Annotated in this window: 11 protein-coding genes; 3 read left to right on the top strand and 8 right to left on the bottom strand. The window is 64.9% G+C overall.

The genetic code is table 11. From position 1 onward, the window contains the following. Positions 1 to 3 precede the first annotated feature (3 nt). The 4 genes from rmuC to WMW70_RS11595 all read right to left on the bottom strand — a co-directional run bounded on the left by rmuC (position 4) and on the right by WMW70_RS11595 (position 3,648). A complete protein-coding gene (rmuC, locus tag WMW70_RS11580; protein WP_341438045.1) occupies positions 4 to 1,365 on the bottom strand; it encodes a DNA recombination protein RmuC in 1,362 nt (453 codons plus the stop codon). Positions 1,366 to 1,553: 188 nt separating this feature from the next. Further along, on the bottom strand, positions 1,554 to 1,901 hold the full coding sequence (locus tag WMW70_RS11585; RefSeq protein WP_325509134.1) for a tetratricopeptide repeat protein: 348 nt from the start codon (positions 1,899 to 1,901) through the stop codon (positions 1,554 to 1,556). A gap of 560 nt (positions 1,902 to 2,461) precedes the next feature. Continuing rightward, a complete protein-coding gene (locus WMW70_RS11590) occupies positions 2,462 to 3,214 on the bottom strand; it encodes an RES family NAD+ phosphorylase (RefSeq protein ID WP_341437665.1) in 753 nt (250 codons plus the stop codon). 65 nt (positions 3,215 to 3,279) lie between these two features. Next, positions 3,280 to 3,648 carry an MbcA/ParS/Xre antitoxin family protein gene (locus WMW70_RS11595; RefSeq protein WP_341437666.1) on the bottom strand — a complete coding sequence of 123 codons (369 nt, stop codon included), beginning with the start codon at positions 3,646 to 3,648 and terminating at the stop codon, positions 3,280 to 3,282. A gap of 143 nt (positions 3,649 to 3,791) precedes the next feature. Between WMW70_RS11595 and WMW70_RS11600 the strand changes: the two genes are divergently transcribed. From WMW70_RS11600 to WMW70_RS11610, 3 genes are read left to right on the top strand one after another with little or no spacing between them, the layout of a single operon-like run. After that, positions 3,792 to 6,410 carry a YdbH domain-containing protein gene (locus WMW70_RS11600; protein ID WP_341437667.1) on the top strand — a complete coding sequence of 873 codons (2,619 nt, stop codon included), beginning with the start codon at positions 3,792 to 3,794 and terminating at the stop codon, positions 6,408 to 6,410. Between the two features lie 54 nt (positions 6,411 to 6,464). Beyond that, positions 6,465 to 6,656: a YnbE family lipoprotein gene (locus WMW70_RS11605; RefSeq protein ID WP_257779194.1), complete on the top strand. Its 192-nt coding sequence runs from the start codon at positions 6,465 to 6,467 to the stop codon at positions 6,654 to 6,656. An 11-nt stretch (positions 6,657 to 6,667) separates the two neighbouring features. Then, positions 6,668 to 7,012, top strand: coding sequence for a YdbL family protein (locus tag WMW70_RS11610; protein WP_341437668.1), 345 nt, complete (start codon positions 6,668 to 6,670; stop codon positions 7,010 to 7,012). Between the two features lie 286 nt (positions 7,013 to 7,298). Here the strand turns inward: WMW70_RS11610 and WMW70_RS11615 are convergent, their stop codons facing one another. The 4 genes from WMW70_RS11615 to WMW70_RS11630 form a co-directional block, all read right to left on the bottom strand. Continuing rightward, positions 7,299 to 8,897 carry a methyl-accepting chemotaxis protein gene (locus WMW70_RS11615; protein ID WP_341437669.1) on the bottom strand — a complete coding sequence of 533 codons (1,599 nt, stop codon included), beginning with the start codon at positions 8,895 to 8,897 and terminating at the stop codon, positions 7,299 to 7,301. After that, the gene (locus WMW70_RS11620; RefSeq protein ID WP_341438046.1) at positions 8,894 to 11,155 is read right to left on the bottom strand and encodes a putative bifunctional diguanylate cyclase/phosphodiesterase; all 2,262 of its coding nucleotides are present in this window, start codon (positions 11,153 to 11,155) and stop codon (positions 8,894 to 8,896) included. Before WMW70_RS11620 ends, WMW70_RS11615 begins: the two co-directional genes overlap by 4 nt. A gap of 171 nt (positions 11,156 to 11,326) precedes the next feature. After that, positions 11,327 to 11,629 (bottom strand): hypothetical protein, encoded by a 303-nt coding sequence (locus WMW70_RS11625; RefSeq protein WP_341437670.1) that lies wholly within the window; start codon positions 11,627 to 11,629, stop codon positions 11,327 to 11,329. Between the two features lie 167 nt (positions 11,630 to 11,796). After that, positions 11,797 to 13,077 carry an OprD family porin gene (locus WMW70_RS11630; RefSeq protein ID WP_341437671.1) on the bottom strand — a complete coding sequence of 427 codons (1,281 nt, stop codon included), beginning with the start codon at positions 13,075 to 13,077 and terminating at the stop codon, positions 11,797 to 11,799. Positions 13,078 to 13,213 lie beyond the last annotated feature (136 nt).

Consider the following 13,213-nt stretch of genomic DNA (forward strand, 5'->3'; position numbering starts at 1 on the left):
GCCCTACTCGCTGGCTTCATCCAATAGCGCCACCCCGGCCGCCCGTTCGAGCAGCTCGGTAGGCAGGCTCTTGCTGGCGCGGGCACCGAGCAGCTTGAGGTTTTCCACGCGGCTGACAATATTGCCGCGGCCGTCGCAGAGCTTGTTGCGCGCCCCGGCGTAGGCCTTGTCCAGTTGCTGCAGGCGCGCGCCCATTTCATCCAGGTCCTGGATAAAGGCGACGAACTTGTCATACAGCGCCCCGGCGCGTTCGGCAATTTCGCGGGCGTTCTGGCTCTGCCGCTCCTGCCGCCACAGGCTGTCGATCACCCGCAGGGTGGCCAGCAAAGTGGTCGGGCTGACGATCACGATATGTTGATCGAAGGCCTCCTGAAACAGACCCGGATCGGCCTGCAGCGCCGCGGCGAAGGCCGCCTCGATCGGTACGAAGAGCAAGACGAAATCCAGGCTGTGCAGGCCCTCCAGGCGCTGATAATCCTTGAGCGACAAGCCCTTCAGATGGCTGCGCAGCGACAGCACATGCTGCTTCAGCGCCAGTTGCCGGCTGGCGTCGTCATCGGCGGCAATAAACTGCTGATAGGCGGTCAGGCTGACCTTGGCATCGATAACCACCTGCTTGTCACCCGGCAGCTGGATCAGCACATCCGGCTGAAAACGCTCGCCATCGGCGCTCTTCAGGCTGACCTGGGTCTGGTATTCGCGGCCCTTCTCCAGGCCGGCGTGTTCCAGCACTCGTTCCAGTACCAGTTCGCCCCAGTTGCCCTGGGTCTTCTGGCCCTTGAGGGCACGGGTCAGGTTGGTCGCCTCGTCGCCCAGGCGCTGGTTGAGCTGCTGCAGGCGCTCCAGTTCCTTGCCCAGGGAAAAACGTTCACGGGCTTCCTGCTGGTAGCTTTCCTCGACGCGTTTCTCGAAGGACTGGATGCGTTCCTTGAGCGGGTCGAGCAACTGGCCGAGCTGCTGCTGGCTGGTCTCGGTAAAACGCTGTTCGCGCTCATCGAAGATCTTGCCGGCCAGCTCGGCGAACTGGGCCCGCAACTCATCGCGCGAACCCTGCAGATCGCTCAGGCGCTGCTGGTGGCTGTCCTGCTGTTCCTTGAGTTCGGCGGCCAGGGCGGCGCGCTGGGCATCCAGGCGGCGGATCTCGCCTTCCTGCTGCTCGCGCTGCTGATGCCAGTCCTGGGCGGCTTCGCGGGCGATCTGCCGCTCGTGCTGCAGCAACTCGGTTTCGCGGCGCAGCGCGGCCAGTTCGGCCTGCTGATCGGCCTTGATCTCGCTGATCTCGGCGACTTCTTCGCGGCAATCATCCAGTTGCGCGGCCAGCCCGGCCTGGGCCAGTTGCGCGTTGCTCAGACGTTCCTGCAGCAGGCCGAACTCCAGCTGCTGGCTGGCCAGGCGGCGCTGCAGCGACCAGGCCATATAAAGAAGAGGAACAGCCGCCGCGGCAAAACCGAGCAGCGCCGGTGCCAGCGCGGTGGACAGATCGATTGGCATAAGCAGCTCCGCAGAAAAGTACTGGCAGTATAACCAGTATGTCTGGGCCTCGCTGCCTTGTGTCAGAGCTGTTTAAGCAGCTTCCTGGCCTCGGCCGAACCCTGGCCGGCGGCCAGTTCCAGCCAGTGGCGGGCCTGTTGCGGCTCGCTGCTGCGCGGCAGGCTGAGCAGTTCGCCCAGTTCAAGCTGGGCACGCATATCGCCGGCACGCGCCGCCTGGCGCAGCAACTCCAGACCGATACGGCGATCACGCGGGTTGCCACAGTCGCGGCAGAGCAATTGCCCCAGACGGCTCTGGGCCTGCACCACACCCTGCATGGCGGGCTGCTTGAGCAAGCCGCCGGCAAAACGCTTGACGCTCGACGCGTGGCCCAAGCGCGGGCTGTCGAGCAGCCACAGGGCAACACGCATCGGCAGGCGAGCAGCAGTAGAAGGATGTTCTGCGGGTATACGAGGCAATACGCGAGGCATAGGAAGCAGCGGTAGCGGGAAAGGCGCGCCACTCTACTCCTTTTTTCGCCAAGGTAAAGCCTTGCCACAGGCTGTTTTAGCCGCCCTGGCGGCCAGGCCCCGAAGGGTCTGGCCGAGCTGTCTTGACGCCACTTTTCAGCCGCTGGCGCAGCGCTGCAAAGGAGCCGCCGGGCCAGCTGTCCGCGGTCTGGTGGGCTGGCAGGCGAGCCCAGAGCATACACTCGGTTAATCCACAGAAGCTGTGGATAACTTCGTGGATAACATGGGCGCAAGCGCCCTGATCGCCTATGCCACGGGGGCCGAAGTCAAACTGGCGATTTTTTCACCAGTTAAAAAAGTTCATATTTTTCATTGACTTAAAAAAGCCGCATGAAGAATCAAGGGTTTACGTCAATCACGAAATGTACATTGACAAGACGCATCGCAAATGTGCACAAGTCTGCGCCACCCGGTCTGGACGCGCCCTTTTTCGGGGCAACAACAGCCGCAAAAGCCCCGCCCTAGGCGGGCAAGGGCAATTGTCCGTCACGCAGAAAAATGGTCTGGCGAAACACCCGCGGCTTGTCCGGCACCTGGGCACTCTTGAAGGCGACATAGTCGGCCGTGGTTTCGCACAACCAGCTCAGCAGGTTGCGCGGCCGCTTCTCCGCCAGCGCCTGGGGCACGAACAAGGCCACATTGTTGCCACCCAGCGGGCAGCGCGCGGAACGGTACTCGAAAGCCTCGACCCTGGCCTCGCGCATGGCCGCCCCCAGCGCCTGGGTGCTCTGGTAGGCCGCGGCATGGCACAGCTCGGCCTGATACGCGGCGAAGGGCGGGTGCTGCAGCTGGATACCGCGCGCAACCTGATAACGCGCCTCAAAGGTGCAGTGCTCGGAAAGGATGCGCCCGCTGGGTGGTGGCGTGGCCATGCCCTGCCACAGCAGAAAACGGTAATAGGCCGCCTCGGCCATCGCCGTGTCGATACGCAGCGCACCATAAAACAGGCTGGGTTCGTGCAATGTGCCGAAGCGCGAGCCCCAGCGCAGGGGTGGATAGCGAAACGGGGTTTTCAGCAGGTAATGCAGGGGCTCGGCCTGCAGCGGCAATGGCGGCTTGCTGCCTTCCAGCAACTCCTCCAGCAATGCCTGCTCGGCCAGGCTGTCCACCAGTTGCATGGTGGCGACCTGGGCCTGGCTTTCCACCAGGCGTACCAGACGCCCACGCAACGCTTTGATCTGCTCGGGGCCGTTACAGGCTTGCCAGATATCCATGGCGACCAGGTTCCTTATGCTTATTGTTATTCCGCCACGGGGCGCGGTCGGCTTGCACTGCGGGCTCAGCCCTTGCCGCGAATGGCATCGAGGTATTCGACCACCCGCACCAGGCCCTGGACCTGCATCATCAGCAGCAGCGGCACGCCTTGCAGATGATGGTTATCGGTGCGCAGAAAGTGCTGCATATCCGCCAGGTTGCCGCCAAACAGAGCGAACAGGGCGCGATAGGCGCGAATCAGCAGCAGCGCCAGCTCACCGGTCTTGCTCTGCACGCGCAGGCCACTGTCGGCCCAGCGCGAGATCGCCGTGCGGTGCACGCCAACGATATCGGCGAGCTCCTGCTGGGTCAGGCCCAACTGCTCGCGGGTATTGAGCAACGCCTTGGCCAGTACAGCGTCGGCGTCGGCCACCGGTCGAATCAATGCGCTCATCACCGCCTCCAATGTTCATTTACGTCAAAAATAGCACTTAATGCTGCAAATACACAGAATAAAAAACACCCCGATTGGCAGCCCCAGGTCCATGGGTTAAGGTCTGCTGCAGAGATAGCCCTCCTCACCCTGGATCCGTGCCCATGATCAGCCGGCGTACCTGGCTGCGACTTATCATTTTGCTCAGCCTGCTGGCCCTTGCGCTCGGCAGTTACACCTACCTCAGCTGGACCCGCCTGCTCGAACGCCTGCAGATCGAGGAGCTGGACTGGCAAGGCCTGTCCCTCGACCTGGACGGCCTGGCCCTGACCCGCCTCGATGTGCGCCAGCGTCAGGCCGGGGGCAGCCTGCAGCTGCAGGTCGAGCAGCTGCGGCTGCGCTGGACGCAACTGCGCCTGAGCCCGCCCTTCTGGCAACAGGTGCAGATCGCCAGCCTCAAGATGAGCCTGCCGCAACCGGCCGCCACTACCACTCCTGACGGCCCCGAGCCCAGCGTGCAGCTGGAACAGCTGGGTGCGGCACTTGCCCTGCTGCCGGGCAACCTGGATATCCAGCGCTTTGTCATCGACCTGCCCTGCGCCGAGCAGCGTTGCAGTCTGCAGGGCGACCTACATCTGAGCAGGCCGAACCACGCCGCGGCCGGCGAACAGAGCCTGGCCGTGCAGCTCAACCTGCAACATCAACAACACCAGCTGAACTGGACAGCCCAGTGGCAGGGCAATAACGACGCCGTGGCGCTACAACTGGCCCTGGCGGTCGACCAGGTGCCCCAACTGAGCCTTGCAAGCCGCCTGTGGACCACCGCCGAAGGCCAGACATGGCAGGGCCAGCTGAGCAGTGCGTCACTGAGCCAGGCCGCCGTGCTGCAAAGCTGGCTGCAGCAATGGTTGCCTCTCGCCCAGGGGGACGGCATGCAAGCCCCGACGGCGGCCAAACTGCTGGCCGACTGGCAGCTGCAGCTCGGCCCCGGGCCGCTGCGCCTGAGTCAGCTGCTGCAGGCCAGTGGGCAGATCAGCGCCAGCGCCGACCTGCCCGAGCCCTGGCCGGTGCCCGGCATCGGCCTGCTGCAGGGCCAGTTCAACCTGGCCGCCCGCGCCCTCGACGGGCAGTGGTTGGCCGACAGCCTGGGAGCCGATCTGCAGCTCGACCAGATCAGCAGCACGGTACTGCAGGCCCTGCCGGCCGACCTGCGCCCCGAGTCCCTGCACCTGCAGATAGAAGCCGCTGAGACTTTCGACGCCCTCGCCGCCAACCTGCTCGAACGCGCCCTGCCCCTGAACTTCAGCCTGAGCAGCCAGGGCAGCAGCCGCTTCGAGCTGCAGGGCCGCCTGGCCCTGGCCAACGCCGCGCCCTGGGCGCTGCAACTGGCGGATGCCAGCCTGAGCTTGAACAGCCCCGGCCTGACCCTTGGCGACTGGGTAATCAGCAACCTGCGCAGCAAACTGGCGCTAAGCGGCTATCTGGACGAACAGCAGCTCACCCTCGCCCTGGGCCAGGGCTCGCAGCTCAGCCTGGGGCAGCTGCAGGGTGCCGAATTGCGCATGCAGCAGCTCAAGGCCAGCAGCAATGCCCTGCACCTGAGCGCCCGGCATCAGGCCGGCGTGCTGCAGAGCTGGCAACTGCAGGGCCCGACCAGCCTCAGCCTGCAGCAGCTGCATCAGGCCCAGCTCAAGCCCCAGGGCTGGCAATGGCAGGGCCAGCTGGCGGCGAGCGAGGCGCAGATCAAACTGGACGGCAAACTCGGCAACGACGCCGACCTGCAGCTCAGCCTGCAGCTGCAGCACAGCAGCGCCGCCGGCCTGACCCTGCAGGCAAAACTGGCCGAGCTGTTTCTGCGTAGCGGCAACCCGCTGCAGCAGAGCTTCAGCGCCTGGCCGGCGCTGCTCACCCTCAGCGATGGCCGCCTCAACGCCAAGGCCAGCCTGAGCCTGGCCAACAATGCCAGCGCCCCCAGCGGCACCCTGGAACTCACCGGCAAAGGCCTGGGCGGCATCTATGACCGCACCGAACTGAGCGGCCTGGACACTCGCCTGCAGCTGCAACTGGACCCGCGCCAAGTAAAGGTCGAGTTCCAGGAACTGCAGCTGCAGCAGGCCAACCCCGGCATTCCCCTCGGCCCGCTGCAGTTCAGCGCCAGCTACCAGGCTCCCCTGGCCACGCTCGACAAGGGCCGGTTGCAGGTGCGCCAGGCCCGCGGTGAACTGGTGGGCGGCAGCGTGCAGCTCGACCCCGGACAGTGGAACCTGGCCGAGGGCGATTTATTGTTGCCCCTGAGGGTCCGGGGCCTGGAACTTGAGCAGCTTTTTATTCTCTACCCGACAGAGGGATTGGCCGGTAGTGGCACCCTTGATGGCCTGTTACCCCTGCGCCTCGGCAGCGCCGGGGCGACCATCGAACAGGGGCAGCTGGCCGCCCGCCAGCCCGGTGGCCAGCTGCAGTTCCACTCGGAGCGGATTCGCGCCCTGGGCCGCAGCAACCCGGCCATGCAACTGGTGACCCAATCGCTGGAGGATTTCCGTTATGCGACCCTGAGCAGCCAGGTCAACTACGATCAGCACGGCAAGTTGCAACTGGATATCCGCCTGGAAGGGCAGAACCCGGCCATCGAAAAAGGTCGGCCGATCCACTTCAACATCAGCCTGGAAGAAGACATCCCCACCCTGCTGGCCAGCCTGCAACTGACCGACAAGGTGAACGAGATCATCAAACAGCGCGTCCAGCAGCGTATGCTGGAGCGCCAGAAGGCCCCACAAGAGCCCTAGGGCTTGCACCCTGCGCCACGCAAAGGCCGCAGGCCCTCACCAAGGAGAAGCGCCATGCGCTTACGCAGTTATTTCGCCGCCCTGCTACTGGGGTTGCTCAGCACGGCCTGCACCCCCACGGTACAGCTGGCCATGCCCAACGAGCCGATCAATATCAACCTCAATGTGAAGATCGAGCACGAAATCTATATCAAGGTGGATAAAGCCCTGGACAGCATGTTCAGCGAATCCAGCGGACTTTTCTGAGGAGCCAGACCATGACCCTGTTCAAACGTTTTGCCGGCCTGTTGCTGCTGCTCAGCCTGAGCCTGCCAGCAGCAGCCCTGAACCTCAACGAAGCCATGTCCGCCCTGGGCGACGCCAAGGCCAGCGGCCAGCTCGGAGAAATGCCCAACGGCTACCTGGGTGTGGTCAAGAGCGACGGCCAGGCCGCAGAGATCGCCCGCCTGATCAACCAGGCGCGGCGCAGCGAATACCAGAAGCTGGCCGCGCAGAACGGCATCCAGCTCAGCGATGTGGAAGCCATAGCCGGGCAGAAGGCCCTGGACAAGACCCCGCCTGGGCAATATATCCAGGTCAAGGGCCAGTGGCTGCGCAAGTAGCCGCAGCAGTAACCACCAGGCCCCGTCGGCATCTGCCGACGGGGCCTTTTTCTTGGCTATGCCTCAGTTACCTGTTTCATGCAGCAATTCCTTGTAGGAACGGGCAGGACGCGCAGTCCCGTGCCCGCGATCCGCGCGCGCCAGACACTTTCGCGGCCATGGGCCCTACAGGTGGCGCGATTTGCTCCCCTTTGCCTGACACGCTCCTACAGCGGGTGCGTAACAGCTCGCGGGCAAGCCCGCTCCTACAAAAGCGCCGCCCGTTTGCAACGGGTATGGCCGACACCTAGCTGCGTCCCGAGCTGCCCCGGTCGCCCCAGAACTGCTCGGCCAGCAGCTGCAGGCGTGCGGCCAGGCCGGCAACGTGGTCGGCGGCCTGGCGGCTCTGGTCGCCGGCCATGACATTGCCGTCGGTGGCCTGGCGAATTCCGTCGAGGTTGCCCTGGATGGTGTCGCCCACCGCACTCTGCTGCTCCACCGCCGCGGCGATCTGCACGCTCATGTCGCTGATCTCGTTGACCCGCTGATTGATCCCGTCCAGCGCCACCGCAGCCAGTGCGGCCTGCTCGACACTGGCTGCGGCCTTGGCATGGCTGCGCTGCATGGCCACCACCGCATTCGCGGTGGATTGCCGCAGGGTGTCGATGGTCTGCTGGATTTGCGCGGTGGAGTGCTGGGTGCGCGAGGCCAGGCCGCGCACCTCGTCGGCGACCACGGCAAAGCCGCGCCCGGCCTCCCCGGCCCGCGCCGCCTCGATGGCGGCATTCAGGGCGAGCAGATTGGTCTGTTCGGCAATGCCCTGGATCACCTCCAGCACCCGGTTGATTTCCAGGCCATGGCGTTCCAGCTGATGGATCACCGCACTGCTCTGCTGCACCTCGCCGGCCAGGCTGTCGATCTGCTGACGGGTCTGCTCGACCATCTGCAGGCCGCGGTCGGTTTCCTGATTGACCAGGCTGGCCGCGCTGGCGGTGAGCTGGGCATGCCGCGCCACCTCCTGCACGCTGCTGGCCAGTTGGCCGATGGCACTGGCCACCTGGGCGGTTTCCCCCTGTTGCTGCACACAGGCCTGGTTACTGCTGCCCACCGCGGCCACCAGCTCGGCGGCTTCGAGGTTCAGTTCGCGCGCCGAATCGGCCATGCGCCCGACCACCGCGCGGGTTTCCGCTTCGAGCATGCACAGGGCGAAATCGATCTGGCCAAAGGCATCGCCACGCCCGCTATAGAGCGCCTGGCTCAAAGGATTATCGGCAATTGCACAGGCCTTGCGCGCCAGCCTGTCCAGGGGGTTCAGGCTATACAGCAGCCAGCCGCCCTGCAGCAGGCCGAGCAGCGCCACCAGCATTCCCGCCTGGGCCCAGCCGAGCAGGCCAGCGGCCGCCAGCACAGCCGCCGCAACCAGGCTCAAGGCGACATTGCCCAGGCTGCAGCGCAGCGCCACGGCCAGCCGCGGGCGACGCAACAGGCGTGGCGTACGGCCGGCCCGCAGCTGGCCATAGAGCTGCTCGGCAGCCGCCTCCTGGGCCGGGCTCGGCAGGGTGCGCACCGATTGATACTCCACCACCTGGCCATCGCGCTGCACCGGTGTGGCGTAGGCGCTGACCCAGTAGTGATCGCCATTCTTGCAGCGGTTCTTCACCAGGCCCATCCACGAACGCCCGGCTTTGAGGGTCTGCCACATATGGGCGAACGCCTGAGGCGGCATATCCGGGTGACGGACGATATTGTGGTTGCTACCCAGCAGCTCGGCCTCGCTGAAACCGCTGATATCGATAAAGTCGCGATTGACGTAGGTGATGCGGCCCTTGGGATCGGTGGTGGAAAGGATATTGGCACTGGCCTGGAAGCCGACCTGACGGCCACTGAGCGGGAGGTTGATTTTCATGCTTGGGCCTGGCTCCTTGCAGGTTGTGCGGCGGCTTCCGGCAGCAGGCAGACGACGCCCGCGCGGCCGTCCGGCTGGCTGAACAGACGTTGCAGCTCGGCGGCAGGCTTGGGCCGACCGAACCAGTAGCCCTGGGCATAGCGGCAGCCCTCGCCGAGCACGAAATCGAGCTGCTCGGGGCTTTCCACCCCTTCGGCCACCACCTCCATGCCCAGGCTGTGGCCGAGCCCGATAATCGCCCGGCTGATCACCCTCAGCTCGCCCTCGCCGCAGGTGCCGTCGATAAAGCTCTTGTCCACCTTGAGAATCTGCAGCGGGAAACGCTTGAGGTAGCTCAGCGAGCTGTAGCCGGTGCCGAAGTCGTCCAGGGCCAGCACCACCCCCAGGCTGGCCAGTTCGCGCAGGCTGGCCAGGGTGTGTTCGCTGTCCTCCATCAGCAGGCTCTCGGTGATTTCCAGAATCAGGCTGGCGGGCGGCAGGCCGCTGGCCTGCAGAATGTCGATCAGGCGCGGGATAAAAGCTGCCTGCTGCAGCTGGCGGCTGGAGATATTCACCGAGCAGCGCAGCTGCTGCTGACCGGCCAGCTGCCAGGCCCGGGTCTGTGCGCAAGCCTGCTGCAGCACCCAGTCACCGACGCGAATGATTTCCCCGGATTCCTCCAGCGCCGGGATAAATTCCATCGGTGGGATCAGCCGCTCGCCACTGCGCCAGCGCAGCAAAGCCTCGACTCCGGCCAGATAAGGCTGGCCCGCATCGAGGCGACAGATCGGCTGGTAGTGCAGCTCCAGTTCGCCGTTATCCAGGGCCTGGCCCATGGCCGACTCCAGCGCCAGGTTGTGCTGCGCCGCCACCTGCAATTCCTCACTGTAACGGGCGAACTGCGCCTTGCCCGCGGCCTTGGCGCGGTACAGGGCCAGGTCTGCGGCCTGCAGGGCGTCGAGCAGTTTGCCTTTGTCCTGCAGCGGGGCGATGCCGATGCTGGCGTTGACCACCAGGGTGCGCTCATCCAGCTGCAGCGGCTGGTGCAGACCATCGAGAATACGCTGGGCCACCCGCTCGGCATCGCTGCTGCAGTTGAGGTTGTCGAGCAGCACGACAAACTCGTCGCCGCCAAAGCGGAACAGCTGATCGCCCGGGCGCAGGCAACCACTCAGACGCCGCGCCACCTCCACCAGCACGCGGTCGCCGACCGCGTGGCCGAGGCTGTCGTTGATCAGCTTGAAACGGTCCAGGTCGACGAACAGCAAGGCGGCCTCTCGCGCCCCTAGCTGGTGCTGACGCTGCACGGCCTGCTGCAATTGCTCATCCAGCCCGGTGCGATTGGCCAGCCCGGTCAGCGGGTCATGCCGGGCCGCATGCCTGAGGTGCTGCTCGGCCTGCTTGCGCGCGCTGATATCGGTTTGCGAGCCGGCCATGCGCTGCTGGCCCGGCTCGCTCTCCTCGGCCACCCCACGCACCAGCACCCAGGCATAGTCGCCATCGCGCTTGCGCATGCGGTACTCGTGGTGCAACAGCGCCGTGTCGCCGCTCAGGTGAGCATTGATGGCCTGGCGTAGGCCCGGCAGATCGTCCGGATGGACCCGGGCAAACCAGCCCTGGCTGGCATCGCCGATAGCGTCGCGGCTGACCCCGAGCATATTCGCCCAGCGCTCCGAGACATACAGCCGGTCCTGCCCCACATGCCAGTCCCAGAGGCCATCGTTGGCCCCGCGCAGGGCTCGGGTAAAGCGCGCCTCGCTGTCTTCCAGGGCACTGTGCTGGGCCACGCTGTAAGTGTCGATGGCCAGGGAGATATCGAAAAACACCGCTTTCAGCAGGCTGGCATACAGCTCGCAATGTGGGTGCTCGGCGAACAGGCTGGTAAGCATGCGGTCCAGATAAAGGCGATAGGCCCCCAGGTACCACTTCAGTTCCAGGCCGACCTGCTGATGGACCATGCCGATACGCAAGCGCCCGTCGACATAATCGGCGTCGAAGCGCCCTTCCCACAGATCCCGGTAGTAAGCCCCCTGGCTGTGCTTGAGGCGGGCCACGGTCGCCGGCGAACGCAGCAGGGCCGAGGGCGTGGCGAATTGTTCCAGATGGCCATAGAGCTCCTCGACAAAGGCATACTGCGCCTCGGCCATCTGCGCCCCATGGGCCTGCAGCCGCCGGGCATCCTCGCGGCTCCAGTCGAGAAAACGCAGGCGCTCGCCGATCTCTTGCTGATCCAGGCGCAAGCGCCCGAGCAGCTCGGCCAAAGTCTCTTTTATCTTCATCGTCATCACCGCCATCCTGGGTCAATGCGCAAGCAAAAAAAAACGCCGCGATGACCCGTTCGATAAAGGAACGATCATTGCGGCGCTTCGTCTTGCAGGCCCTGTGTCCTGCCCGGCAAAGCCGGTTCCCGCCCGAGGCGGAACCTACTGTAGGGCATGTTTACAGCATCATTACGGGCCTGACAATTCTGCCATCAGCTCACTCAGACGTCGGCGCGCGCGCCCCACTTCCCGGGATTTGAAGGCATGTCGGGTGCCTTGCAGGATATCCACCACCTCGGCCAGCGCCGCCTGCACCCGTCCCAACTGACCCAGCTGCGCTTCACCCAGCCAACGGCAGAACGGCGCATCGCCGCAGTCGCCGGCCTCGCATAGCACCTGCTGCGCCGCCTCAGCGCCCAGTAGCTCGCGCAGGGTGCTGGCCAGTTGCCGATCGTTACAGAGAATTCGCGCCTGCTGCCCGGAATCATTCATGCGAGCCAACTCCCTTGGAAAAGGAGTGCTTTTTATAATGGCAAATGGCCGCATCCGTTGATTCAGATCAAACAAGCCGGCGACCCCGGGAAATGGCCGGACAATTGGCCGAAATAGCCGGCCGAACAGCTCCTGCGCGCCCCATTAGGTGCGCGCAGGGCCAGGGCTTAGAGCAGATTCCAGCTGTAGTTGATTATCAGACGATTCTCGTCGATGTCGCTGCGGTAGTTGGAGCGCGCCGTGACGTTGCGCAGGCGTACGCCGAGGCCCTTGAGCGCACCGCTCTGCACCGTGTAGCCGAGATCCAGATCGCGCTCGAAGTCCTTGCCCTCGTAGCGTGGGCCACCCCGGCTGGTGGCCTGGGCATCGACGTTGTCGCCCTGGATATAACGCACCCCGGCGACCAGCCCTGGCACGCCCATGGCGCTGAAGTCGTAGTCGTAACGCAGCTGCCAGGAGCGCTCGTCGGCCGAGGCGAACTCGAAGGTCGGCACCTCGTTGCCCAGCGGCGTGACGTTGGCGAATACCCGCGGGAAGGCGTTGTCGCCGAATATCGCCTGGTAGCCGAGGTAGAAGGTATGGCCGCCATGCCGGGCCGACAGCAGAGAGAACAGGGCCTGGTTGTCGATTGCGCCGATCAGCTGCTGACCGTCCTCGCTGGAGTCGTAGAAGCCCAGGTTGGCCCCCAGCACCCAGTCGCCCACCGGCTCGCTGTGCTTGAGGCTGACAAACCGCTGGTTGTAGATATCCTGCAGCTGGGCGTACCAGGCCCCGACCGAGGTGCGGCTGGCGTTGAAGGCATAGTCGGCACCGCCATAGTTGAAGCGCTCGCTGCTGCCGGCGCGTTGCGGCAGATGGCCGAGCATGGCCAGCATCCTGTCGTCGCCGGCCTCGTTGCGCAGGCTGGTGGAACGCAGCTGGCCGGCCTGCAGGGTCAGCCCGTCGATTTCCTGGGAAATGATGCTGGCCCCCTGAAAGGTCGGCGGCAGCAGGCGGATATCGGAGAAGGTCAGCACCGGCAGGTTGGGCTGCAGTTCGCCGATCTTCAGCTCGGTCTTCGACAGCCTGACCTTCAGCGCCGCGCCCAGGCGGCTGTAATCATCGGCGGCCTTGCCGCTTTCCCGGGTCGGCAGCAGGCCGGTGTTGACCCGATCCGCGCTGCTGTCGAGCTTGAGCCCCAGCTGGCCGATGGCATCGACGCCGAAACCGACGGTACCCGGGGTGTAGCCGGACTTGAAGTTGAGGATAAAACCCTGGGCCCATTCCTCGGCCTTGGACTGTTTATTGGGCCCGACGATATCGGAGAAATCGCGGCTGAAGTAGTAGTTGCGCGCCTGCAAGGTCGCGCTGCTGTCTTCGATAAAACCACCCGCCTGGACCAGGGCTGGCAGGCTCAGGGCCAGGACAGCGGACAGCAGGACGGGCTTCACATTCGGATAGTGAGTCATGGTTTAGCTCATTGTTGTTATTGAAAGTGGGCTGTTGCGCCACCCTTGCCGGGGACAAACCCGGCAACGCAAGTGGGTGGTGTGACTGTCGCCGCGCCGAGCTCAGGCCTGGCGCGGCGGCAATGCTCGAGGGCCA

Origin of the sequence: Pseudomonas sp. XK-1, from assembly GCF_038069885.1 — a bacterium.
Classification (GTDB): Bacteria; Pseudomonadota; Gammaproteobacteria; order Pseudomonadales; family Pseudomonadaceae; genus Aquipseudomonas.